General features: G+C 69.8%; 23 protein-coding genes and 1 pseudogene. 12 read left to right on the plus strand and 12 right to left on the minus strand.

Annotated elements, in window-relative coordinates; all coding sequences use genetic code 11:
- Positions 1 to 6: 6 nt before the first annotated feature.
- Positions 7 to 2,268 carry a MinD/ParA family ATP-binding protein gene (locus LDL49_RS46525; RefSeq protein WP_225301360.1) on the minus strand — a complete coding sequence of 754 codons (2,262 nt, stop codon included), beginning with the start codon at positions 2,266 to 2,268 and terminating at the stop codon, positions 7 to 9.
- Between the two features lie 114 nt (positions 2,269 to 2,382).
- On the opposite strand from LDL49_RS46525, the gene LDL49_RS46530 reads away from it, so the two are divergent.
- Both LDL49_RS46530 and LDL49_RS46535 read left to right on the plus strand, forming a co-directional pair.
- Entirely contained in the window at positions 2,383 to 3,339 is a 957-nt protein-coding gene (locus LDL49_RS46530) for an NAD(P)H-quinone oxidoreductase (RefSeq protein ID WP_225301361.1), read from the plus strand.
- A gap of 5 nt (positions 3,340 to 3,344) precedes the next feature.
- Positions 3,345 to 3,860, plus strand: a complete 516-nt coding sequence (locus tag LDL49_RS46535; RefSeq protein ID WP_225301362.1) for a bacterial proteasome activator family protein — start codon at positions 3,345 to 3,347, stop codon at positions 3,858 to 3,860.
- On the opposite strand, the gene LDL49_RS46540 is transcribed toward LDL49_RS46535, so the two are convergent.
- A complete protein-coding gene (locus tag LDL49_RS46540) occupies positions 3,851 to 4,657 on the minus strand; it encodes an HAD family hydrolase (protein WP_225301363.1) in 807 nt (268 codons plus the stop codon). The genes LDL49_RS46535 and LDL49_RS46540 overlap by 10 nt on opposite strands.
- A gap of 223 nt (positions 4,658 to 4,880) precedes the next feature.
- On the opposite strand from LDL49_RS46540, the gene LDL49_RS46545 reads away from it, so the two are divergent.
- The gene (locus LDL49_RS46545; protein ID WP_043619750.1) at positions 4,881 to 5,084 is read left to right on the plus strand and encodes a cold-shock protein; all 204 of its coding nucleotides are present in this window, start codon (positions 4,881 to 4,883) and stop codon (positions 5,082 to 5,084) included.
- A gap of 430 nt (positions 5,085 to 5,514) precedes the next feature.
- Positions 5,515 to 6,465, plus strand: a complete 951-nt coding sequence (locus LDL49_RS46550) for a sialidase family protein (RefSeq protein ID WP_225301364.1) — start codon at positions 5,515 to 5,517, stop codon at positions 6,463 to 6,465.
- A 46-nt stretch (positions 6,466 to 6,511) separates the two neighbouring features.
- On the opposite strand, the gene serS is transcribed toward LDL49_RS46550, so the two are convergent.
- The 4 genes from serS to LDL49_RS46570 are packed head-to-tail and all read right to left on the minus strand — an operon-like array spanning position 6,512 to position 10,408.
- The gene (serS, locus tag LDL49_RS46555; RefSeq protein WP_225301365.1) at positions 6,512 to 7,774 is read right to left on the minus strand and encodes a serine--tRNA ligase; all 1,263 of its coding nucleotides are present in this window, start codon (positions 7,772 to 7,774) and stop codon (positions 6,512 to 6,514) included.
- Positions 7,775 to 7,815: 41 nt separating this feature from the next.
- Entirely contained in the window at positions 7,816 to 8,736 is a 921-nt protein-coding gene (gene pheA, locus LDL49_RS46560) for a prephenate dehydratase (RefSeq protein ID WP_225301366.1), read from the minus strand.
- A 49-nt stretch (positions 8,737 to 8,785) separates the two neighbouring features.
- Complete coding sequence (locus tag LDL49_RS46565; RefSeq protein ID WP_225301367.1) at positions 8,786 to 9,202, minus strand: DUF4446 family protein; 417 nt, start codon at positions 9,200 to 9,202, stop codon at positions 8,786 to 8,788.
- A gap of 21 nt (positions 9,203 to 9,223) precedes the next feature.
- Positions 9,224 to 10,408 (minus strand): glycosyltransferase 87 family protein, encoded by a 1,185-nt coding sequence (locus LDL49_RS46570; RefSeq protein WP_225301368.1) that lies wholly within the window; start codon positions 10,406 to 10,408, stop codon positions 9,224 to 9,226.
- 339 nt (positions 10,409 to 10,747) lie between these two features.
- On the opposite strand from LDL49_RS46570, the gene LDL49_RS46575 reads away from it, so the two are divergent.
- Positions 10,748 to 13,096, plus strand: coding sequence for a hypothetical protein (locus LDL49_RS46575; RefSeq protein ID WP_225301369.1), 2,349 nt, complete (start codon positions 10,748 to 10,750; stop codon positions 13,094 to 13,096).
- Here LDL49_RS46575 and mptB read toward each other — a convergent pair.
- Together mptB and LDL49_RS46585 are read right to left on the minus strand one after the other, a co-directional pair.
- Positions 12,978 to 14,588 (minus strand): polyprenol phosphomannose-dependent alpha 1,6 mannosyltransferase MptB, encoded by a 1,611-nt coding sequence (gene mptB / locus LDL49_RS46580; RefSeq protein WP_225301370.1) that lies wholly within the window; start codon positions 14,586 to 14,588, stop codon positions 12,978 to 12,980. The two genes, LDL49_RS46575 and mptB, sit on opposite strands and share 119 nt — an antisense overlap.
- A gap of 196 nt (positions 14,589 to 14,784) precedes the next feature.
- Positions 14,785 to 15,684, minus strand: coding sequence for an NmrA/HSCARG family protein (locus LDL49_RS46585; protein WP_225301371.1), 900 nt, complete (start codon positions 15,682 to 15,684; stop codon positions 14,785 to 14,787).
- Positions 15,685 to 15,804: 120 nt separating this feature from the next.
- Between LDL49_RS46585 and LDL49_RS46590 the strand changes: the two genes are divergently transcribed.
- Complete coding sequence (locus LDL49_RS46590; RefSeq protein ID WP_225301372.1) at positions 15,805 to 16,518, plus strand: TetR/AcrR family transcriptional regulator; 714 nt, start codon at positions 15,805 to 15,807, stop codon at positions 16,516 to 16,518.
- A gap of 13 nt (positions 16,519 to 16,531) precedes the next feature.
- Here LDL49_RS46590 and LDL49_RS46595 read toward each other — a convergent pair whose 3' ends face one another.
- Both LDL49_RS46595 and LDL49_RS46600 read right to left on the minus strand, forming a co-directional pair.
- Positions 16,532 to 16,993, minus strand: coding sequence for an STAS domain-containing protein (locus tag LDL49_RS46595; RefSeq protein WP_225301373.1), 462 nt, complete (start codon positions 16,991 to 16,993; stop codon positions 16,532 to 16,534).
- 355 nt (positions 16,994 to 17,348) lie between these two features.
- Positions 17,349 to 17,945, minus strand: a complete 597-nt coding sequence (locus tag LDL49_RS46600) for a TetR/AcrR family transcriptional regulator (protein ID WP_225301374.1) — start codon at positions 17,943 to 17,945, stop codon at positions 17,349 to 17,351.
- A gap of 130 nt (positions 17,946 to 18,075) precedes the next feature.
- Here LDL49_RS46600 and LDL49_RS46605 point away from each other — a divergent pair, with 130 nt between their 5' ends.
- The 4 genes from LDL49_RS46605 to LDL49_RS46620 all read left to right on the plus strand — a co-directional run bounded on the left by LDL49_RS46605 (position 18,076) and on the right by LDL49_RS46620 (position 21,222).
- Positions 18,076 to 18,675: a molybdopterin-dependent oxidoreductase gene (locus LDL49_RS46605; RefSeq protein WP_225301375.1), complete on the plus strand. Its 600-nt coding sequence runs from the start codon at positions 18,076 to 18,078 to the stop codon at positions 18,673 to 18,675.
- Positions 18,676 to 19,401 carry a ferredoxin reductase gene (locus tag LDL49_RS46610; RefSeq protein WP_225301376.1) on the plus strand — a complete coding sequence of 242 codons (726 nt, stop codon included), beginning with the start codon at positions 18,676 to 18,678 and terminating at the stop codon, positions 19,399 to 19,401.
- Positions 19,402 to 19,434: 33 nt separating this feature from the next.
- The gene (locus LDL49_RS46615) at positions 19,435 to 19,701 is read left to right on the plus strand and encodes a DUF6510 family protein (RefSeq protein WP_225301377.1); all 267 of its coding nucleotides are present in this window, start codon (positions 19,435 to 19,437) and stop codon (positions 19,699 to 19,701) included.
- Positions 19,702 to 19,815: 114 nt separating this feature from the next.
- Positions 19,816 to 21,222: an LCP family protein gene (locus LDL49_RS46620; protein ID WP_225301378.1), complete on the plus strand. Its 1,407-nt coding sequence runs from the start codon at positions 19,816 to 19,818 to the stop codon at positions 21,220 to 21,222.
- A 44-nt stretch (positions 21,223 to 21,266) separates the two neighbouring features.
- Here the strand turns inward: LDL49_RS46620 and LDL49_RS46625 are convergent, their stop codons facing one another.
- On the minus strand, positions 21,267 to 21,863 hold the full coding sequence (locus LDL49_RS46625; protein WP_225301379.1) for a TetR/AcrR family transcriptional regulator: 597 nt from the start codon (positions 21,861 to 21,863) through the stop codon (positions 21,267 to 21,269).
- Positions 21,864 to 22,070: 207 nt separating this feature from the next.
- Here LDL49_RS46625 and LDL49_RS46630 point away from each other — a divergent pair.
- Positions 22,071 to 23,084 (plus strand): annotated as a pseudogene (locus tag LDL49_RS46630) (cytochrome P450); the annotation flags it as partial.
- Here LDL49_RS46630 and LDL49_RS59475 read toward each other — a convergent pair.
- A complete protein-coding gene (locus tag LDL49_RS59475; RefSeq protein ID WP_225301380.1) occupies positions 23,047 to 23,217 on the minus strand; it encodes a DUF3073 domain-containing protein in 171 nt (56 codons plus the stop codon). The pseudogene LDL49_RS46630 and the gene LDL49_RS59475 sit on opposite strands and share 38 nt — an antisense overlap.
- A gap of 86 nt (positions 23,218 to 23,303) precedes the next feature.
- Here LDL49_RS59475 and LDL49_RS46640 point away from each other — a divergent pair, with 86 nt between their 5' ends.
- Complete coding sequence (locus LDL49_RS46640) at positions 23,304 to 23,636, plus strand: ArsR/SmtB family transcription factor (RefSeq protein WP_225301381.1); 333 nt, start codon at positions 23,304 to 23,306, stop codon at positions 23,634 to 23,636.
- Positions 23,637 to 23,659: the final 23 nt, after the last annotated feature.

Consider the following 23,659-nt stretch of genomic DNA (forward strand, 5'->3'; position numbering starts at 1 on the left):
CTGCGCTCATTCCCCCTGTGCGGCGAATCCGTCGCCGACGCAGGCGGCCAGCTGCAGGTAGGCCTCCCTGGTCGGTTCCTGGAGCCGTTCGAGGTCGATCTCGGCGCCTTCCTCCAGATGCGGGTCGTACGGCACGCGGATCACCGCGCGGCACCGCGCCGCGAAGTGGGCCTCCAGCTTGGAGATGTCGACCGCCGACTTCGAGCGCGGCCGGACGCTGCAGAGCACCACGGTCGCCTCCCGGACCAGGTTGCCGTAGTGGTGCGCCTCCAGCCAGTCGAGCGTCGCCGACGCGGCCCTGGCGCCGTCCACGGACGGCGAGCTGACCAGCACGATCTGGTCGGCGAGGCCGAGCACGCCGCCCATGGCCGAGTGGAGCAGGCCGGTGCCGCAGTCGGTGATGCAGATCGAGTAGAAGTTCTCCAGCACCTGTGAGACGGCCTGGTAGTCGGCGCCGCTGAACGCCTCGGACACCGACGGGTCACGGTCCGACGCGAGCACCTCCAGCCGCGAAGGCGCCTGCGAGGTGAACGCCCTGATGTCCACGTACCTCTTGACCTGGTTGCTCTCGTTGAGCAGGTCGCGTACGGTCGCCGAGGTCTCCAGGGTGAGCTTGTCGGACAGCGTCCCGCGGTCGGGGTTCGCGTCGACCGCGATCACCCGATCGCCGCGCATCGCGGCGAGGGTGGCGCCCAGGCCGACCGTGGTCGTGGTCTTGCCGACACCGCCCTTGAGACTCAGTACGGCCACGCGGTGGTGGCCGGTGGCGACCGGGGTGCGGGCCCTGGACAGCAGCTCGCGGCGGCGGCGGACCTCTGGCGGCTCGCCCGGCTTGATCCAGCCGCCCGACGCCTTGTAGATCAGGCGGCGCCAGCCCTTGGAGGGGGCGTTGCGGCGGCCGCGCAGGAGCGACTCGGGGTCGAGGCTGTCGGCCGTGGGCCTGCCGGTGATCGGGGGGCGGGGCGGGGCGTTGAAGACCGGCACGGGGGCGGGGCGGCGGCGCGGAGCTGGGGGCTCTGGCTCTTCAAAGGCGCGCGGCTCTTCAAAGGTGCGCGGCTGCTCGTAGGCGCGGTCCTGGTCGTAGGAGCGTGGCTGGTCCCACGAGCGGGCCTGCTCGTGGGAACGGTCCTGCTTGAAGGTGCGGTCCTGCTCGAAAGAACGGTCGGGTTCGTAGGAGCGGTCCTGCTCATACGGCTTCGGCTCGTCGAACGGACGGGACGGCGGCTTCGGCTCGTCGAAGGCGCGGGAGGGCGGCTTCGGCTCATCGAGGGTCCGCGGCTCCTCGAAGGCGCGCGGCTGCGACGGCTGGTCGAGGGCCGATGGCTTGTCCAGGGCGGACGGCTTGTCGAAGGCGGACGGCTGGTCGACGGCCGGGGGCTTGTCGGCGGCCGGCGGCTTGTCGAAGGTCAGCGGCAGATCGAAGCTCAGCGGCTTGTCGAAGCCGGGCTTGTTGAAGAGCGGCTTCTCGGACGCGGGCTGGTCGAAGGCAGGCTGGTCGAAGGCAGGCGGGTCGAACGCGGGCGGCGTGTCGAACGCGGGCGGCTTCTCGAAGCTCAGCGGCTTGTCGAAGGTCAGCGGGACCTCCAGCCGTGGCTCCGTGGCGTCCTCCGCGGGCGGCTGCTCGAAGGTGTTCAGAGGGGGCTCCTCGGCCTTGTCCCCCTTGTCGGCCTTCTCGGCCGGGCGCGGCTCGTCGAACGTCTCCGCCGGACGCGACCACTCCGGCGGCACGGGCCAGGCGGACTTCGTCTCCTCCTCCGCCTCCTCGGCCACCGGCTTCTTCGCCGGCTCCGGGAACGACAGCAGCGAGTAGGAGTCGGTGTCGTCGGGCCGGGGCAGCGGCTTGAGCGGCGCCAGGAACCCGTCGTCGGCCTTGCCCAGGCTCACCGGCGGCGAGACGGGCTGAGCCTCGTCCTTCTTGCCGAGATCCTGCCTGCCGAGATCTCTCGTGCCGAGGTCCTGCCTGCCGAGGTCCTGCCTGCCGAAGTCCTGCTTGCCGAGGTCCGTCGTACCGGCCGGCTGGTTCCGCCCGTCGGCGAACTCCTCCCCGGGCGCCGTGCCGTACACGGAGTCGACCGCGGCCCTGAACAGCGGCGTCGGCGTCTCGTGTTGGCTCGGCACCGAGAGCCAAGGGTCCTGGGGGTACGGCGAAGCGACGGAGTCCTCCGAGGCAGAGGCGCTGACCGAGATCGGAGCCTCTTCCGTCTCCTTGATCGCGTCCAGCCAGGCCAGCTGTTCCTCGAGAGATTCCTCTCGATCGTGTCTTGCCACCGTGTTTCTCCCCCTGGTGGGTGTAAAGGGGCAGCAAATACATTGCAGGTTAACGCCATGACTCGCGGCAGTGGTCGCCAACCTATAACTTCCTTGCCCGGCTACGGTGATTGCATGCGAGCCATCGAGATCATCAGGCCCGGACCACCAGAGGTTCTGGAGTGGCGCGAGGTGCCGGATCCGCGCCCTGACCGGGGGGAAGTCCTCATCGACGTGGTGGCCGCCGGGGTCAACCGGGCCGACCTCCTTCAACGCCAGGGATTTTACGATCCGCCTCCCGGCGCGCCTCCGTACCCCGGACTGGAGGTCTCCGGCGTGGTGGCCGAGATCGGCGAGGACGTGGAGCATGTCACGCCGGGAGACGAGGTGTGCGCGCTGCTGGCCGGAGGTGGCTACGCCGAGCGGGTGGCCGTGCCGTGGCAGCAGGTGATGCCCGCGCCCGAGGGCGTGCGGCTGGTCGAGGTGGCCGGGCTGCCCGAGGTGGCGTGCACGGTCTGGTCCAACGTGTTCATGACCGCCCGGCTGCGACGCAGCGAGACGCTGCTGGTGCACGGCGGGGCGAGCGGGATCGGGACGTTCGCCATCCAGCTGGCCAAGGCGTTCGGGTCGCGGGTGGCCGCGACGGCCGGGTCGGCGGCGAAGCTGGACCGCCTCAAGGAGCTGGGCGCCGACGAGACGGTCGACTACCACGAGGAGGACTTCGCCGAGCGGGTGGCGGCCGACGTGATCCTCGACATCATCGGCGCCAAATACCTGTCCAGAAATATCCAGGCACTCCGTACGGGCGGCCGGCTGGTGATCATCGGGCTGCAGGGTGGCGCCAAGGCCGAGATCGACCTGGGCGCCCTGATGGGCAAGCGGGCGTCCGTCCACGGCTCCACACTGCGCGCCCGCCCGGCCGACGAGAAGGGCGTCATCGTGCGCGGCGTCGTCGACAACGTGTGGCCGCTGATCAGCGCGGGTGCCGTCCGCCCTGTGGTGTACGCGGAGGTGCCCATGGCGGAGGCGGCGGAGGCTCACCGAATGATGGAATCGGGACAGCACATCGGCAAAATCCTGCTAGTACGGTGAGTGTTATGAATGCTGAGGACAACAACACCCCCCACATCGTGGTGGTGGGCCCGGACTTCCAAGGTCAGGGCGATAACGGCGAGGATGAGCGCTCGGTGACGAACCTCGTCGAGCAGCCCGCCAAGGTGATGCGCATCGGCAGCATGATCCGGCAGCTTCTCGAAGAGGTCCGGGCGGCTCCTCTCGACGAGGCCAGCCGTAAGCGGTTGAAGGAGATCCACGAGTCGTCCATAAAGGAGCTCGAGGACGGCCTGGCCCCCGAGCTGGTCGATGAGCTGGAACGGCTGTCGCTGCCCTTCACCGACGAAAACGGCACGCCGCCCAGCGAGGCCGAGCTGCGCATCGCGCACGCCCAGCTCGTGGGATGGCTCGAAGGGTTGTTCCACGGCATCCAGACGACGCTGTTCGCGCAGCAGATGGCGGCGCGCGCCCAGTTGGAGCAGATGCGCAGGGCGCTGCCCGGCGTGCCCCACGGTGACGACTCGCAGCGGCCGCACGGCGGCTCCGGCCCCTACCTGTAAAGCTCTTCGAGTACGAGCGCGACACCGTCGTCATTGTTGGCCGCCGTCACATGATCCACGGCGGCCAGCACGTCGGGGTGCGCGTTGGCGACCGCGTAGGACGTACCTGCCCAGCCCAGCATGGGCAGGTCATTTGGCATGTCACCGAACGCCACCACCTGTGACGGTTTGATCTCGTGCCGTGCGGCGAGCGCGGCCAGGGCTGTGGCCTTCGTCACGCCGTGGGCGCTCATCTCGATCAGCCCTCGGCCACTGGAGTGCGTGGGGGTCACCAGATGTCCCACGAGCCCGCACACGGCCTCGTGCAGCGGGTCGGGAGCCATGTCCGGGTGCAGGGCCAGCAGCTTGGCGCAGGGCCGTGAGGTCAGCGTCGCCGCGCCGACGCGGAGGCCGCCGATGGCCTTGCTGTCCCAGCCGCCGAGTGGGAAATCGGACTCATGCGCAAAACCACCTTCATACTCGACCGAAAATGCGAGTTCGGGCACGTTCGCTCTTAGCTGAGCGACGACTTGCTCCAGTACCTCGACCGTGATGAGGTGAGATTCCACTATCTGTTCGGTATGCAGATCGTAGATCAGTGCGCCGTTTGCACAGATTGCCAACCCTCGGTGACGCACCGCACCCGCCACGCTGCTCATCCATCTCGGCGGGCGACCCGTGACGAACACGAGCATGGCACCAGTTTCTTCGACTCTCGCGAACGCCGCTGCCGTACGGGGAGAGACGGTTCCGTCGGTCCGCAGAGCGGTTCCGTCGAGGTCGGTGGCCACAAGACGCGGCGTTGCAAGGCTTCGCATAACAGGTTCCAGTTTGCCCGGTCATGCCGCCGGCCAGAAATCTTCCTAGGGACGGGAACACCAACGCGCCAGAATGGTGTTAGATGTGATGGCGTTGTATTAGCTGATCCCGTAGTGAAAACCAGCATGACTTTGTCTGAGCCACCCCGGGTGCTTGCTGTACGACACACCGGGACTCGCGAGGTGCGGGTCCCATAGATTCACATCCTGAGGGAGAGCTTTTATGGCTCAGGGAACCGTCAAGTGGTTCAACGCCGAGAAGGGCTTCGGCTTCATCGCCCCGGACGGCGGTGCGCCGGACGTGTTCGTGCACTTCTCCGAGATCGTCGGCAACGGCTACCGCAGCCTTGAAGACGGCCAGCGGGTCGAGTTCGAGATCACGCAGGGACAGAAGGGGCCCCAGGCCTCGCAGGTCCGTGCCATCTGACCTGTAGCAGCGAGACAGACCGGGGTTCGCTTCCAGCGGGCCTCGGTCTTTCGCATTCCTGGGCTCTCTCCCGGCCCGTGGTGACAGGCCGGTCACAGGTGTGACTCAACTCACACAGACGTCGAACCACTGATCCTCCACCGCCATCGGCCCATATATGAGGTACGCGTGGCTATGTCACCCAGCGACCTTGGTCGCCGCGTTCGTGCTGCTACTCAACGACTGTCTGTTCGAGCACGTCTGGCCCCGGCTGGCCTGGCGTGCGCACCGGAGGAGCCTGGCAAGCCCCTCAGAGCGCCTGACAGCGCCGCTGGAGCGTCGGGCGGATCATTGGTGGCTTCTGGGGCTCTTGGAGCGTCTGGCTGGACTTCCGGAGCGTCTGAGGGGGTTCCGCGCACGGCTGAAGAGGCCCTCGGAGCGGTGGCGGGTGGTGGCGATTGTGCCGTTGGCCCTGTTCGCCATGGCGGCGGCCGCTGAGCCGCCTTCCGTGGTCGACTCCGTACAGGTGGACGGAGATCAGATCATCGTGCTGATCGCCGGCCGCGATCAGGGCGCCGCCACAGGGATCTCCTCCGTGGACGGCGGGGTCACCTGGTCCGAGTACTACGGCAGGCAGGTGCGGGTGCGGCCGCCGCAGACCGCCGCCTGCGTGCCCGGACAGCCGCAGCGGTGCTACCAGGTGCTTCCCGGGCGGCCGGCGGTCGCCGAGTCCGACGACGGGGGCAAGACGTGGCGGCCCTCCTGGAGCCTGTCGGACGATCAGTACGACCGGTTGGCCAGGCGGTACTCCACGGCCGGGCCCAGGTCCCTGGCGCTGGCCGTACAGGCTCGGCCCGGAGGCCATGTCGTGGTGGTCGCCAACGGACTCGACGGCGTGCTCGTACGGGACGTGGAAGGAACGTGGCGGCGCGAGGGGTGGCCGGAGCCGCTCGCGTCCGGCGGGGAGGAGACGGCGAACCTGGATCCCGAACAGCGCGTGGCGCTGGTCCTCGCCGCCCTGACGCTGCTCGGCGCCGTCGGCACGGGGATGCGGCGGCTCGGCGGCGTCTACGCCGTGTCCGCGTTGGTGGTGTGCGTGCGGCTGTACGCCATGCTCGGCGCGGACCGCGATCCGGCGGCCGGCGTGACAGTGCTCGGGGCCATGGTCTGCTTCCTCGTCGCCATCGCCGGGCAGGCCAGGGGTGTGGCGGTGGCCGTCGGGTTGGGGGCGGCGCCGCTGGTGTACGCGGCCGTGTACATGCCCTTCTACGGCTGGGCCCACGGGATGCCGGGCTCGTACGCCGTGGCGGTGGGGGCCGCTGTCGTCATGACGGCGGGAGTGGTGGCGGCGAGCGGCGCGCTCATCAGACGCGACCTCCGTCGCCGGACGGCCACCTACTGACCGCCTGAGCCGGCTCAGGCCCCAATCGCCTGAGCCGGCAGTGGGTCTACTTGGGCGGTTCCAGGACGTCGAGGCCGACATACGGGCGCAGCGCCTCGGGCACCACGACCGAGCCGTCGGCCTGCTGGTGGTTCTCCAGGATCGCGACCATCCAGCGGGTGGTCGCCAGCGTGCCGTTGAGCGTGGCCAGGTGCTGGGGCTTGCCGTCCTTGTCGCGGTAACGGACGCCCAGCCGGCGGGCCTGGAACTCGGTGCAGTTGGACGTGGAGGTCAGCTCGCGGTAGCGCCCCTGGGTGGGGATCCACGCCTCGCAGTCGAACTTGCGCGCCGCCGACATCCCCAGGTCTCCGGCCGCCGTGTCGATGACGCGGTAGGGCACCTCGATCTTGGCGAGCATGTCGCGCTCCCAGGCGAGCAGCCGCTGGTGCTCCTCGCGCGCCTCCTCGGGGCGTACGTAGGAGAACATCTCCACCTTGTCGAACTGGTGGACACGGATGATCCCGCGAGTGTCCTTGCCGTAGGAGCCGGCCTCCCGGCGGAAGCACGACGACCAGCCCGCGTAGCGGAGCGGCAGCTCGCCCACGCCCAGGATCTCCTGGGCGTGGTAGCCCGCCAGCGCCACCTCCGAGGTGCCGACCAGGTAGAGGTCGTCCTCGGGCAGGCGGTAGATCTCCTTGTCGTGGGCCACGTGGAAGCCGGTGCCCTGCATGGTCTCCGGCTTGACCAGCACCGGAGTGATCATCGGGGTGAACCCGTTGGCGATCGCCTGCTGCATGGCCATGTTGAGCAGGCCGAGCTGCAGGCGCGCGCCGACGCCCTTGAGGAAGTAGAACCGCGAGCCGGACACCTTGGCGCCGCGCTCCATGTCGATGGCGCCGAGCAACTCGCCCAGCTCCAGGTGGTCCTTCGGCTCGAAGTCGAACACGCGGGGCTCGCCATAGGTCTCGAGCACGACATAGTCGTCCTCGCCGCCGTGGGGCGCGTCCTCGTCGACGATGTTGGGCACCGACTGCACGAGCTCGTCGAGCTCGGCGCCCAGCGTCTCGGCCTCCGCCTCGGCGGCCTTGACCTGGCCGGCCAGGTCCTTGGCCCGCTGAAGCAGCGCGGCCTTCTCCTCGCCCTGCGCCTTGGAGACCGACTTGCCCAGACTCTTCTGCTCGGCGCGCAGAGACTCGAACGAGGTCAGCGCGGCGCGGCGGCGCTCATCGAGGTCGAGCAGCGTGTCGACGATCGAGTCGTCCTCGCCGCGGGCACGCTGCGAGGCCCGTAGCCGGTCGGGATGCTCACGAAGGGTACGCAGGTCAATCACGGATAAAGGCTACCGGCGCCCGGCTACCGCCCGCCTCAGGATTAGACGCGCCCAGCGCGGATTCGCGCCAGCCACTCTCCCGCCTCGGCGAACTCGGGATCGGCCGTGCCCTTCTTGATCTGCGGCGCGACACCGTCGGCACGCGGGTAGCTGCCCAGGAAGCGCACATCGCCGCAGATGCGGTGCAGGCCCGAGATCGCCTCGCCCACGCGCGCGTCGGCGACGTGCCCCTCGAAGTCGAAGTGGAAGAAATAACGGCCGATGCCGCCGCCGGTGGGCCGCGACTCGATGCGGGTCAGGTTGACCCCGCGTACGGAGAACTCCGTCAGCATCTCCAGCAGCGCGCCCGGGTGGTCGTCGGCCAGGAAGACGACGAGCGTGGTGCGGTCGTAGCCGGTCGGCGCGGGCAACGCTCCCCCACGGCTCACCCGTACGAACCTCGTCACGGTGTCGTTGCGGTCGCCGATGTCGTCGGCGAGCTCCACCAGCCCGTAGTGCTCGCCCGCGATGCGCGCGGCGATGGCCGCGTCGTACGGCGAGCCGGGCAGCGCGACCTCCTGAGCCGCGGCGGCCGTCGAAGGCGCCGCCACCACGACCGCGTCGGGCAGCTCCCGGGCGCAGAACGCGCGGCACTGCGTGATGGCCGCGGGATGCGTGTAGACCCGCTTGATGTGCACGATCTCGGTGTCGGGCCGGGCCAGCAGCGAGAAGCGCACCGGCAGCAGCAGCTCCGCCGTGATCAGCAGCGGCTCGCCCCAGGCGAACTCGTCGAGCGTCGTGGTGATCGCGCCCTCGATCGAGTTCTCCAGCGGGACGACCGCGCCGTCGGCCTCACCGTTGCGGGCGGCGGCCAAAGCGGCGCTGACGTTGGCGCGGGGCAGACGCTCGGCTTCGGGCGCGAGGAGCCGCAGGGCCTCTTCGGTGAAAGTGCCTTCCGGTCCGAGATAGGCGAGTCTGGGCATGCTCACAGAGTATCCGCAGGTAGTCGGGTAGTACGGACCTTTTCTCTCTTTACCATCTGCCCGCCTGCGCGTCGATCAGCGGGCCGTGACCCAGCCTGGCCGCTCGCACCGCCTGCTCCTCCTCCGGGGACAGCGGCTCCTCTCCCTTGCCGCTCACCACCGGTCGCACGTAGGTGCGGGTCTCGGTCCGTCCGTTGATCGAGGTCAGCACGATGCCGTCACCCAGTCCGTTGATCATCGCGATCGAGAACGACAACCGCCCGGTCATCTCCTCCAGCGCGTCGTAACGGCACACGGCCACGTCCCGGATGGCCTTGAGATCGCCCTTGCCCTCGCTCGTCTGCATGACCAGCGTCTGCCGGCACTCGTCAAAGGCGGCCCTGGCCTGCTTGAGCGCTCTGTAACCAATGGTCACGCCACTCGCCCCGGCAACGAGGCCCACCAGGACCCATACGGTAATCAGCACGTAACAGAGGGTAATCGGTCGTCAAGCCAGGTCGCGCCGTTTCGGCAACCAGGAGACCAACAACCAGACCAGGCCCAGCGCGCCCAGCCCGTAGCCGTCCTGCACGATCTTGTCGAGCACCGGCACCCCCGCCACCTTCAACGCCACCCCCCACCAGGGAATGGGCAGCACGTAGTACAGCCACACGCCCACGGCCACCCGCACCCTGACCGGATCGCGCCCGTCACCCACAATCGCCCCGAGCACCACGACCACCCAGGCGAGATGGTGGATCCAGGCGACCGGGGACAGCAGCACGGCCATGAGCCCGACCAGCGCGACGGCGGTGATCGAGTCCTTGGCCTGGTAGGCGGCCCGCGCCCCGCGGAAGCCGTACCAGCCCACGACCGCCACCAGGGCGATCCAGATCACGGACGTCACCGTGTCGGGCAGGTACAGGCGGATCAGCATGCCGCGGATCGACTGGTTGGTGGTGGCGGCGTTCGCGCCGAGCCGGTTGGGATCGAACAGCGCCGAGAACCAGAAGTCGGCAGCGTCCTGCGGAATCACCACGAACGGCAGCAAAGTGAGCAGCGCCGCGGCGAACGCCGCCATGAAGAACGTCCGCCACTGCCGCGTCACCAGCAGATAGATCAGGAAGACGCCCGGCGTGAGCTTCACGGCCGTGGCCAGCCCGATCAGGAACCCCCGCGGCCACCACGGCCTCCTGGCCACACAGTCGGCCAGGCACAGCGCGACCAGCAGGATGTCCACCTGTCCGAACCGGACCTGGTCGCGGATCGGCATCAAATACGTGCAGGCCACCATGAGGAAGGCGAAGAGCCACGGGGCGTGCCGCGCCCACCCCAGCACCCCTCTGAAGGAGTACGCCACCACGACGGCCAGCGACACGAAGACCCCGGCGGTCCACACCCACTGGGCGGTATCCCAGGACATCTTGGCCAGCAGGACGGCCAGCATCGCCGCGACCGGCGGGTAGGTGAAGGGCAGCAACTGAGGCGCGGGCGTCGCGAACTCGTAGACGGCCCGACCGTCGAGGATCATCTGCCCGCCGGTCCGGTACACGTCCAGATCGACCAGCCGCTGATCGTCGGGATTGGTCAGCCACTGCTGCACCAGCGGTGCGACGGCCACCGCGATGACCAGGGCGGCAATCGCCCACGCCCACCACTGCCGCCGGATCGTCGTCGCCCTGCCACCTGTCACGGTGTGGCACGTTACCGTGGCTGTTGTTGATCGAGCGCGTCGATACTGGGGGTCCCGCACATGCCGCACGCCACCTTCAGCGCGGCCTCCCCCACCTCGGACCGCCCTCCCATGCCGCAAGAATCCCCCGGACTGCCGCCGCAAGAATCCCCCGGACGGCCGCCTGAACAGTCCGCCGCCCGGCGCGGCCACCGCCCGGCCGTCCTGGTCTTCGTCGCGATGCTTCTCGCCGCCGTTCTGGCGCCCCTCTTCGGCGCGGGCCCAGCCACCGCGGCAACGTCGGCCGCGGACTCCGCTCCCGTTTCGGACCCCGCTTGGGCATCGTCCGCGCGTGGTCGTGTGGCGCTCATCGGGGTGCCTGGGCTCCAGTGGAGCGACCTCGACGAAACCCGTACCCCCAACTTGTGGAAGCTGGTCGCCCACGGCGGCTCCGCGTCCCTGTCCACGCGTGCCGTCCCACCGCCCGATCGCGGCATCACCTGCCCGATGGCCGGATGGCTGACCGTGTCGGCGGGCCAGCGGGCCGGGACGGCCGGGCGCGGGTGCGCCGCTGTCCCGAAACCCCAGGTCAGCGCCGAGGGTGCCACGGTCCCGGACTGGTCGGCGCTGGCCGCGTACCAGTCCGAGACCGGGTACGACGCGCGGCTCGGCACCCTGGGCCAGCTGGTGACGTCCTCGGGCGGCCATGTCGCCGCCATCGGGCCGGGCGCCGCCGTGGCCGCCGCAGATGCGACCGGAAAAGTCGCCACATATGTCGACACGCCGGAGGCTCTCGGCGACCCGACTCCCTACAACCTGATCGTCATGGACGCCGCCGACCTGGCCGACGCCTGGGCCCGCCAGCCGCTCGACGAGTACGGCGTGCCGACTCCTCTCCCCACCGCGACACGGCAGGCCGCCGCCGCGCAGGCGGACCGCCGCATCGGCGACCTGCTCGGCAGGCTGCCCGGCGACACGACCGTCCTGGTGGCGGGCATCTCCGACATCACCACGAACCCCCACCTCCACGTCGCCATCGCCACCGGCCCCTCCCCGAGCGGCCGGCCGTTCCAGCACGGCTATCTGACGGCGACCTCCACCCGGCAGGACGCCCTGGTCACGATCACCGACCTGACCGCCACCGCGATCCAGCTGCTGGACCTGGAGGCGCCGCGCGAGGTGGTCGGGCGCGCCTGGCAGACCGACGGTACGACGGCCGCGGCCACACCCCTCGACACGGTGAACGGGCTGTCGGACGGCGATCTGGCCAGCCAGGTGCTTCGGGAGGTCCGCGGGCCGTTCTTCGCGGTGTTCGTGACGGTGCAGTTGCTCTTCTACGCCTTCGCCGCCCTGGCCCTCCGCCGCCGTCGCCGTCGCCGCTCCGCCTCCGTCTCCGCCGGGGAAACGACCACCGACGCCACGTCCGCGGGAGTCGCGTCCGGTGAGGCGTCGCCCGCTGAGGCCGGGTCCGCTGAGAGCGAGTCCGATGTGGCCCGGTCCGCTGAGAGCGGTTCCGGTGTAACCGCGTCCGCTGAGGCCAGGGGCGCGGAACCCACCTCCGCGGGGACTCACGGTGACGCCGGAGGGCCGTCGGTGGAGCCGGCGGGGGCTCTGCCGGGGTACGAGGCGGCGAGTGCTTCTCGGCTGCTGGCCGTCGTGCAGGTGGTGGCCGTGGTCAGTGGGTCCATCGCCGTCTCGACGTTCCTCGCGCAGCTGGTGCCGTGGTGGGCCCTCCCCCTGCCGATGCTCGGCGTCATCGTGACCATCCTCGCCTTCGCCGCGCTGATCACGGGGCTGGCCTTCGCCGGGCCGTGGCGGGCGCACGTGCTCGGGCCCCTGACCGTGGTCGCGGGCATCACCTCCGTCGCGCTGCTGATAGACGTGATGACCGGCTCGAAGCTGCAGGTCAACGCGGTGACCGGCTACGAGCCTGTTACCGGGGGCCGGTTCTACGGGTTCTCCAACATCGCCTTCGCCGTGTACGCGACGGGGACCGTGCTCGCCCTGGCCGGCGTGGCTCAGTGGCTGCTCAGGAGGGGGGTGTCGAGGTTCGTGACGGTGCTGGTGTGCGGGGCGTATGGGGCTTTGGCGGTGTTCGCCGATGGGTGGCCGTCTTGGGGGGCGGACTTCGGCGGGGTCCCGGCGTTCGTGATCGGGCTGGCCGTCTTCCTCATCCTGCTCGCCGGGCGGCGGGTCTCGATCGTGAAGCTGCTGCTGGTCGGGGTGGCCGGCGGGGTGCTCATCGGGGCCATCTCGCTCTTCGACTGGCTGCGGCCGGCGGCGCAGCGCACCCATCTGGGCAACTTCGTGCAGCAGATCATCGACGGTCAGGCGTGGACGGTGGTCGGGCGCAAGTTCAGCGCGATGATCGGCGTCACCGTCGGGAACTGGTCTCTCACGCTGCTCACGCTGGTCGCCCTCGCGTTCCTCTTCTGGGTGCTCAACCGGCCGTCCCGCTGGGGTGCTCCGGCGCTCGGTCAGGCGTACGCGCTCGCGCCGACGCTCCGGGCGGGCCTGTTCGGGGCGCTCACGTGCGCGTTCATCGGGTTTCTCATCAACGACTCGGGCATCGCCATCCCGGCCATGGCGCTCACGGTGGCGGTGCCGTTGACGCTCGCGGCGTCCGTACGCGCGCTGCAGCTCGCCACGACCACCACATCAGAGCCGCCGTCAGCGCGAACAGGGCCCACGGAGCGATCCGCGACCTGACCACCGTACGGAGCCAGTCGAGGTCCGGCGGCATGACGTCGTTGTCGAGGACGCGGGCGGGCAGGTAGGCCAGGGACAGCACGAGCAGGTGCGTGAGCAGCAGCCCGTCGAGCGCCGACGCGCCGATCAGGGCGAGCATCCCGAAGGCCAGGCCGTCGTACCAGGGCAGGATGTACGGAGTTGCGAACAGATAGGCGATGACGATCACGGCGGCGACGACGGGAGCACTCAACCCTGCCGCCCCCTGGACGGGCACTGAGCCCGGGTAGCCGTCGAGCCTGGACCTCAGGCGGAACAGCGACCACGCCACCAGCGCGAGCACCAGCAGCGAGCCGATCTGGATCTCCCCTCGGTAGGCGCTGCCCGCCCCGACGATCGACTGCAGCCAGCCCTGGACGAGTTTCCAGAACGAGGCCAGCGAGATCGACTTGCTGGTGCGGGTCATCGGGCCGATCGCCGCGGAACCGACGATCACGTAGCCGACGACCACCACGGCCAGAGCGGTGCCCGCCATCAGGGCCAGGCGGGCGGGGCGCCGGCGCAGCTCCCAGGCCGGGCCGAGCGCCACAAGGCCCGCGTTGATCTTCACCGCCACGCCGAGGCCGAGCAGGAGCCCGGAGCCGACCGGGCGGCTCCGCGCCAGGAGGGCGGCGACCATGCAGGCGATGGCCAGGGTGTCGATGTGCATGCCGGCGACCAACTGGTAGAGCAGGAGCGGGTTGGCGGTCCAGAGCAGGGCCGCCCGCAGCCGTCTGGCGGGATCGTCCCGGGTGAAACGGTCGATCAGCAGGCCCGTCGCGATGAATGCGGCCGCGTTGACCAGGGCCAGGACGAAGATGGTCAGCCGGAGCGAGTCGCCGCCGATCCAGCTCGCCAGGGCCTGCACGGCCGTCGCCACCGGGCCGTAGACGCTCGGCTCCTCACGCCAGGGAGCTTCCACCGCGCGGGCGATGGGGTCGGTGGGCAGGTCGACGGCTCCGTGGGTGTACGGGTTGACGCCCAACGTCACCATGCGTCCGTAAGCGGCGTAGTTGAGGTGGTCACCGGAGCCGGACGGAGGCAGGAACGCCAGCAGCGCGGCGGCCAGGCAGCCGAGGCGTACCAGCAACCGAGGGTCCGGCAACCACTGACCGCCGCCGAACAACCATTGACTGCCGCCGAACAACGTGTACCCGCCGGTGGCGGGCGGGGAGGTGGCGGCCAGCGGGGTGGTGGGCAGGGTGGACGCGCGGGAGAGGGCGAGCAGCAGACCCAGCGAGCCGAGCGCGCCGAGCACGATCGCCGCCGCGCCGAGCCCCACCACGAGGTGGGGAGCGGGGTGCGCGTTCAGGGAGTAGGGCGGCTGCCAGGTGGGGCCGCTCAAGGCAGGGACCATGACGGACGGGCCGAGGAGGCCGATGACGATCGTCAGCAGGACCGAGGCGCCGATCGCCGCCGTGGCCGACTGGGCGAGCCGGCCTGGCGCCTTTCCGCGCCGCGTCTCCGAAGTCACCCGCAAATTCCAGCACACTCGCCGGAACGCTCAGGCCCGAGCTCACCAGCCCGCCGTCGCCGAAGGGCCCTCGCCTCACCTGGCGAGGGACCCCGGCGCGCGGTTTCCCGAGGCTGGCCGCTCACCTGGCGAAAGGGTCCGGCAGGCGGCCTGCCAGGACCGGTGACAACGGGCCGGGGACGACGGGTGGGGCAATTCAGGACGGCAGGGAGTCCAGTTGTGCCAGGAGCCGTGCCTTGCCCGAGCGGTCCAGCCAACTGCTGAAGTCCGTGAGGGCGGCGTTGGCCTTGCGCAGGGGCTCGAGGTCGGTGTCGTAGTAGGTCTCGTTCGCCCAGGTGAAGACCTTCGCCACCTCGGGGTCGTGCTCCCAGAGGACGTCCAGGGGAATCCGGGTGTGCGGAATCCGGCGACCGGCCGCCGTGCTGAGCGCGTCGGCGATCTGCGGGGCGGTCAGCCGGTCGCCGATGATCTCCATCGCCTGCCCCAGGTAGGTGTCCGGGTCCGCGAAGGCCAGCGCGGCGAAGGCACCGGTGTCGTCGATGGCGATGAGCTGCATGACCAGGTCGTCGTGCCAGGGCACGTTGAGCGAGCCGTTCTGGAAGAACCGCGCGGGGCTGGTGAAGTCCTCCATGAACCCGGCCGGGCGCAGGATCGTCGCCGGCACACCCAGCTCGCGGATGCGCTGCTCGATCTGCCACTTGTCGATGGCGCCCCAGCCGTGCTCCACGTAGAAGCTGTTCTGGCTCTCGACGCCGCCGACCGACGAGTACACCAGGTGCCGCACGTCCGCGGCCTTGGCGGCGTCCGCGACGTTCTTGCCTTGGGCGATCTCGTTGTCGTTGGCGGACTGGACGCTGTAGATGCCGTACACGCCGCGGGCCGCCGCCTCGATGGAGGCGCGGTCGTCCAGGTCGCCCCGGACAAGCTCGGCGCCGGCGGCGGCGAGCGCGGCAGCCGCGGGGGCGCTCTCGTCCCGGACGAGGGCGCGGACCCGCCAGCCGTCGGCGAGCAGGTGGCGGGCGGTGGCGCCGCCCTGGTTGCCGGTGGCGCCGGTGACCAGGACGGTCTTGTCGCGGGGGTCGGTGGTGCTGTTCATGACTCGCTCCAGTCGCGGGTGTTGCCGCTGTGTCGAGTTGACTTTATGACGTAATTTGAAAGTTAGTCAATCGACAAATGCGAGTTGACCAGTTCTCGCATGGGGTCATACGGTCCCTACGTGAGCGCCAACGCCGAACGGCTTCGAGACCCGCGGCAGCGAGCCGAGCGGGCCACCCGCATCCTCGACGTGGCAGCCGACCTGCTGCTGCGCCACGGCTACCGGCGGGTGACCATCGACGACGTGGCCGAGGGAGCCGGCATCGGCAAGGGCACTGTCTACCTCCACTGGAAGACCCGCGAGCAGCTGTTCGGCGTGGTCTTCGCCCGCGAGGTGCTCTACGCCATGGACGAGCTACGGCAGGCGTTGCGGCGGGATCTGGAGGCATGCCTGCTGCACAACTTCGCGCGCGTCTACTTCCTGGCCATCACCGACCGCCCGCTGCTGCGCGGGTTCCTCTTGGCCGACCCCCACCTGCTCGGCAAGCTGACCAGCTCGCCCGATACCGCCCGTGACGAGCGGCACGGCAGCATGGCGCGCGACTACCTCAACCTGCTCGCCGAGTACGGACTGCTCCGCGACGACATGCGCGCCGACGAGGTCGGCTATGCCTACCAGGCCACGTTCGAGGGCTTCCTGCGCGCCGAAGGCGATGCCCCCGCCGGGGGGACGGAGCAATGGGCTGACCTGCTCGCGCGGACCGTCCGACGCGCCTTCGAGAGCGAGGCGGCCATCCCCGACGCCAGGCTGCGCGACCTCGCCGCCGCCACCGTCGCCCTGCTCAGCGGCCTGATCGACGCCGATCGCGCCGAGTCCGGCATCCCTGAGGGCTGACGTCTAAGAACGCCTACCGCAGATACGGCAGGACGGTTCGAAAGTCCTGCGCCTCGCGGCCCTCTTCGACGGGCGCGCCGCCGGAGCCCGCCTTGGACTTCCGTCCCCGCTCCCGCTCGATCATGATCTCCGCCACCGTCTCCTGGACGCCGCCGCGGATCTCCACGTACTCCAGCAGACCAGTACGTTCCAGCGCGGTGAGCAGCCGGTCGGGAGGGCGGGCCAGGATGATGCGGCCGCTGTGCGTGGCCCGTACGCGCTGCAACGCCACGGCCAGCGCCCCGATCAGGGAAGAGTCGTAGAACACCACGTCAGTCAGGTCGAATACCAGGATGGGCCCGTCGGACCAGTCCCATACCTCCCGGATGCGCGCGCTCAGGCGTGCACGGCCGGCGTGATCCAGCTCCCCGCTCGCTCGAAGGACTGTGCAATGAACGTGTCGGATAGTGTCGATTCGCACCGCACGCGCGCTCATGGTTCGCACTCACTTCCAGTAGCGTCACCTTCTTTCTGCCCGGGAAAAGCCGCAATCAACGGCTGGGACAACGTGAAGGCCATCACAGGCCGCGAATCTCCCCTGCTCCGTCCAGCTCATCGTGTCCGCGGACGAATGCGGCCCGGGGTCCGTGAGTGCCCTGAACCAGGTCGAGCGGGCCCTAGACCAGGAATTCGGTGAGGATGCCCGGCGCGGCCCCCTCCGCGAGCGCGGGGGCGTCGCCCGCGGCGAGGTCGGGGATGCGGTAGCCCTGCTCGCCCGCCACCGCGGCCGTCAGCGCGTCCTTTCCAAGTCAACTGTATTGCTTCGACCATAGCAAGACAGTTGACTTGGATCAACCGCCGAAGAGCCGGTCCAGCTGCCCGTCCATCAGCGCCACCGTCTCCTCAGCGGTGTGCACACCCAGGTGGAAGTTGGCGCGCAGCCCGTCGGCCAGGCTGACCAGCAGCGCCGCCTCGGCCGCCGGATCGCGGGACCCCTCGACGTCGCCCGCCCGCATGGCCAGCGCGATCTGGCCCTCCAGCACGCCACGCAGCGCGAGCGCGCGCTTGCGGGCGTAGTCGCGCAGCGGCTCGCTGCGCGCGGCCTCCAGCAGGAAGCTGATGTTGATCAGGCTGCCCGCCTCCGCCGCCTGGCCGACAGGGAGCATCTCCAGGACGATGGCCCGGAGCCTGGCCCGCGGCGTCTGCGATCCGGCGGCCAGCATGCGCTCGGCCACGCGCTCGACGTTCTTCCTGTTCATGAACTCGACCGCGAAGACCATCATGTCCTCACGGTTGGTGAAATAGTGCTGGAGCTGGCCGAGCGACATGTCCGCCGCCGCGGCGACCTCTCTCAGGCTCACCCGGTCGAGCCCCCGCGCCTGTGCCACCCGCCACAGCGCCTTGGCGATCTGGGTACGCCGGGCCTCGTGGTCCACCTGCTTGGGCACCCGTGCTCCTCTCTTTTACGTTCCCCCACGGTACTCAATACGCATGACTTGGCATAACCAGCGCGAGGAGAAGTGCACCTCGGACCCGAACGTGCGAACGTGATCTGGTGCATCGCTGAAGGGAGTGCCGGTGGGCATCATTTCGCGCGGCTTCCAGGGCCGGCGCCGGGGCGACGACGACCGGTTGCCCCCCGGCCAATATCTGGTCGACGATTTCCCGGTGCTGTCGACGGGGCCGACGCCGCGGATTCCGCTGGAGCGGTGGGAGTTCGCCATCGACACCGAGGCCGGGCAGACCCACCGGTGGAGCTGGCCGGAGCTGATGGCGCTGCCGCAGGAGACGCCGACGGTCGACATCCACTGCGTGACCAAGTGGTCCAAGCTCGGCACCGGCTGGCAGGGGGTCTCGCTGGACACCCTGTTCGAGGACGTCGAGTCGGCCGCCGAGTACGCGCTGGCCTACTCGTACGGCGGCTACACCACGAACCTGCCCTTGGAGGACCTGCTCGACGGCAAGGCGTGGATCGTCCACAAGTTCGACGGCGAGGAGCTCGAACCCCGGCACGGCGGCCCGGCCCGGCTGCTGGTGCCACACCTGTACCTGTGGAAGTCGGCCAAGTGGATACACGGCATCCGGCTGCTCGACGAGGACTGGCCGGGCTTCTGGGAGACCGCCGGCTACCACAACTACGGCGACCCGTGGCGCGAGCAGCGCTATGAGGGCGACTAGGTGCGCCGCCTGACCTGGCGGCCCGCCAGGCTGACCGCGCTGCGCGACGAGACCGGCAGCGCCCGCACGCTGGTCTTCCGGGTGCCGGACTGGCCGGGACACCTGGCCGGCCAGCACGTGGACGTGCGGCTGACCGCCGACGACGGCTACAGCGCCCAGCGCAGTTACTCGGTGGCCGCCCCGGCCGACGGCGACACCGTCGAGCTCACCGTCGAACGCGTACCCGACGGGGAGGTCTCGCCTTACCTCACGGAGGTCATGGAGCCCGGTGACCAGGTGGAGATCCGTGGGCCGGTCGGCGGCTGGTTCGTCTGGCGGCCCGAGAGCACCTCGCCGGTGCTGCTGGTCGCCGGCGGCTCGGGCATCGTCCCGCTGATGGCCATGATCCGCGCGCGTCGCCGGGCGGGCAGCCGGGTGCCGTTCCGGCTGCTGTACTCGCTGCGCGAGCCCGGCAGCCGCTACTACGCCGAGGAGCTGCGCCGCCCCGACGCCGGGCTCGACGTCGGGTACATCTACACCCGAGCGGCGCCGGACGGCTGGCCCCGCCCGGCCGGCCGCATCCTGCTGGACGACCTGGCGGAAGGCGGCTGGCCCGCCGGCTTCGAGCCGGAGTGCTACGTCTGCGGCCCGACGGGGTTCGTCGAGGCGACCGCCGACCTGCTGCTCGCGCTCGGGCACGCGCCCGAGCGCATCAGGACCGAACGCTTCGGCCCGACCGGAGACTGACCTGACCACCGAAGGCATCGACCGGAGACTGACATGACCGCCGAACACCTGGACGGCAACTCCCTCGCCGGCCCACTGAGCGAGATCTTCGCCGTGGACGTCACCGCGGCCGTCGGGCGGTGCGCGAGCTGCGGGCTGACCGGGCCCGTAGCCGAACTCCGCGTGTATGGCCCCGAACCGGGGCTGGTCGCCCGCTGCCCCGGCTGTGACGAGGTCGTGCTGCGCCTGGTACGCGGGCCGGGCGCGGCGTGGCTCGACCTGCGGGGCGCCGTGTCGCTGCGCGTGCGACTGCCCGAATAGCGGATCCCACTCGATCCGGCTTAGTACACTCGGGCACGTCCAACCGGCCGAGATCTGTACGGCGGAGGTCTTGGCCATGGGCGGCGGCCCGCGGCCCTGTCCCATGGGAGTCACGTGAACAGCGGGCTGCTGGACGCGCCACCATCCCCCCACGCGCCGGCCCGCGGCCGCAAGCGCTGGCTGTGGTGGACGATCGCGATCGTGATGACGATCGTGCTGGTGATCGCGGGCGTCGCGGTCGGCGTCTACCTCAAGCTGTACGGCAACGTGAAGCACGACGCCGTCACAGCCGATGACCTCGGCGCGAGCCGGCCGCCCAAGGTGGCGGACACCGCGATGAACGTGCTGATCGTCGGCTCCGACCAGCGCGACGGCAAGAACGCCAAGTACGGCCACCGCGTCGCGGGTGAGCGTACCGACACGATCATGCTGGCGCACATCTCGTCGAAGCGGGACAACGCCATGGTCGTCAGCTTCCCGCGCGACTCGCTGGTGCAGCTGCCCGCCTGCCGCGCCAAGGCCGGGCTGACCGGCCAGCAGCCGCACCTGGGCATGATCAACGAGTCGTTCAACTCCGGCGGCATCGCCTGCACCTGGAAGACGATCGAGTCGCTCACCGGCATCCACATCGACCACTTCGTCAAGGTCGACTTCACCGGTTTCAAGAGCATGGTCGACGCGGTGGGCGGCGTGGAGATCTGCCTGCCCGAGGCGGTCAACGACAAGAAGGCGCTGCTCCACCTGGCCGCCGGGCGGCAGACGGTCAACGGCGAGCAGGCGCTCGGCTACGTCCGTGCCCGCTACAGCATGGGCGACGGCTCCGACATCGGGCGGATCCAGCGGCAGCAGATGTTCATCGCGTCGATGGTGAAGAAGGTCATGAGCGGGCAGACGCTCACCGACCCGGGCAGGCTCTTCAACTTCCTCGACGCCGGCACCAAGGCCGTCACCACCGACCCCGACCTCACCCCCGGCGTGATGAAGGACCTGGCGACCAGCCTGCAGGGCCTCAACGTGGGGCAGATCCGCTTCATCACCACGCCGTGGCACTACTCGCTCACCCAGCCGGGCCGCGTGGAGTGGGTCCAGCCGCAGGCCGGGAAGCTGTTCCAGATCGTGTCCAAGGACGAGAGCGTGCAGGGCGTCAAGGGCGGGCAGACCAAGGTGTCCAGGTCCAAGATGCAGATCGAGCTGCGCAACGGCACCTACCGCACCGGTCTCGGCACGCAGGTGGCCGCCGCGTTGGAGCAGCGGGGCTACCACATCACCAAGATCGGCGACACGCCCCGCAAGCCGAACGCCAAGACGACGATCTTCTACGGGCCCAACGGCGAGACGGGCGTCCCGACCCTGACCAAGGACCTGCTCACGTCCACGATGCGGTTGGTGCCGGGAGCGCAGACGAGCCGGTTGGTGCTGGTGATCGGCGACGACTGGAAGGGCACCAAGCCCATCCGCACCGACGACACCGAGGCGCTGAAGGGCTTCGACGCGACTCACGACACCTGCGCGTCGCCCTGATCGCGCGACTCACGACGCGTACGCGCCCCGCGTACGCGTCCTGATCAGGCGATGAAGGCCGACAGTGCGGCCAGCGCCTCCACCACCTGGTGGGCGTCGGGGGTGCTCTCCGGGTCCAGGAGCCATTGGATCATCAGGCCGTCCGAGATCGCGATCAGGACCGCGATCAGGGCGTCCGGCGCGAACCCCAGCTCCATCCCCAGCTCCGCCACCGCCCGGTCGATCATGTCGACGCCCGCCTTCCTGGCCCTGGCGTAGACGGCGGCCAGCTTCTCTCTCAGCACGTCCTCGCGCAGGGCGGCCGGGTATGCCTCCACCGCCAGGACCAGCTGCGGCCGCATCTCCGCGAAGACGTCGACCAGGGCCACCATGGCGCGTTCGAGCATCTCCCTCGGGCTCCCCAGCGGACCCCCGAAGACCGACTCCTCCACGTGCTCGATCCAGGCGTCGTAGGCGGCCACGATCGCCTCGTTGAGCAGGGCGTCCTTGCCGCCGAAGTGGTAGCCGATGGAGGCCAGGTTGGTGCCCGACGCGGCGACCAGGTCGCGGGCCGTCGTACGGGCGTAGCCCTTCTCCTGCAGGCAGTTGACCGCCGCCGCCAGGAGTCTCTCCCGGTATCCACCGAGCTCTGTTCTCGACACGCGTTCTATGCTATCGATATATACGAGCGTCTATGACGTACGTATATATACAACTCGACAGAAAGGTCGAAGCGATGCTTCCCCCTGGACCGAGACTCCCCGCGCTGCTCCAGACCGCCTGGATGCTGAGCGACCCGGTAGGCGTGTTCGAGAAGTGCCGCCGCAAGTACGGCCCGATCTTCACGCTGCGCTTCTTCGGCTTCCCGGCCGTGGTGGCGGCACCGGCGGCTGCTCACCCCGCCGCTCCGCGCCAAGCAGATCGCCGGGTACGAGGGCGAGATCGCCGCCATCGCCGCCGAGAAGATCGCGACCTGGCCGCTCGGCACCCCGTTCGGGCTGCGCGACCGCATGCAGGAGATCACGCTGGAGGTCATACTCCGGCTGGTCTTCGGCATCCGCGACGACCGGCGGCTCGACCGGCTACGCGTGCTGCTGCCGAAGCTGATCGAGATCGGCGGCTCGGCGACGCTGATGATGCTGCCGCCGAGGGTGCGCGAGGCCACCCGGCGCCTGCCGTTCACGCAGTACGGGCGGTTCCTGCGGCTGCGTACGGCCGTCGACGAGATCCTGTTCGACGAGATCGGCCGGCGGCGCGCCGAGCCGGGCGGCACCGACGTGCTGGGCAGGCTGCTCGAGACCGAGCTCGGGGACCAGGAGGTGCGCGACGAGCTGATCACCCTGCTCATCGCCGGTCACGAGACGACGGCCACGGGGCTGGCGTGGGCGTTCGAGCGGCTGCTGCGCACGCCGGACGTGCTCGACCGGCTGCCGCACGACGAGGAGTATCTCGATGCCGTGGTCAAGGAGGCTCTGCGCGTCAGGCCGGTCGTCTTCGAGGCGCCCCGGCTGGTCGACGCCCCGCTGCGGCTGGGCGACTATGAGGTGCCCGCCGGATGGTACGCGGCACCGCTCATCGCCCTCATCCACCAGGACCCGTCGATCTGGCCGTCACCCGAGGAATTCAGGCCCGAGCGCTTCCTGGACGGCGCGGACGCCCACGGCAAGGCGTGGATGCCCTTCGGCGGCGGCCGGCGCTTCTGCGTCGGCGCCCAACTCGCCCTCCTGGAGATGCGCGTCATCCTCCGAGAGGTGCTGGGCCGCCTGGAGCTCTCCGCACCGGATCCGGCGCCGGAGGCCAGGCGGCTCAAGCTCGTCACCCTTGCCCCTGCGAAGCTGACACGCGTCAGCGCACGTGCTCGGACTCCTGCTCGGACGCCGTAGTCGGGTGCATCTCGTCATGCGGCGAGTCGGCGCCCAGCTCCTTGCGGAGCCGGTCGTAGTCGATGTTGTGATTGGTGTACTTAAGCTGGCGAGCGACCTTCGTCTGCTTCGCCTTGGCTCTTCCTCGGCCCATGGCTACTCCCTAGTCCCCGCTGTCATCCTAGCCAACAACGTTACGACTTGAAGAATTATGCAAGTGCGCTGGATTAGTCTGACACTATGCACGTGGAGGTCTACCAGGCCAAGGCCGATTTCTTCCGAACTCTCGGCCACCCCGCTCGCATCAGAGTGTTGGAGCTACTCCAGGAAGGCCCGCTTCCCGTCCGGGAACTCCTGGCCCAGATCGACATCGAGCCGTCGAGCCTCTCCCAGCAGCTGGCCGTGCTGCGAAGAGCCGGGATCGTGAGCGCCATCCGCGAGGGCAGCACCGTCGTCTACACGCTGGCCACCCCTGAGCTGGCCGACCTGCTCGGCGCCGCTCGCCGCATCCTCACCGACATGCTCGCCGACCAGGGCGAGCTACTCGCCGAACTACGAGCCGAGGTCCCTTGAACGGGCGCCCGCTCACACCGCCG

Origin of the sequence: Nonomuraea aurantiaca, from assembly GCF_020215705.1 — a bacterium.
Lineage (GTDB): Bacteria > Actinomycetota > Actinomycetes > Streptosporangiales > Streptosporangiaceae > Nonomuraea > Nonomuraea aurantiaca.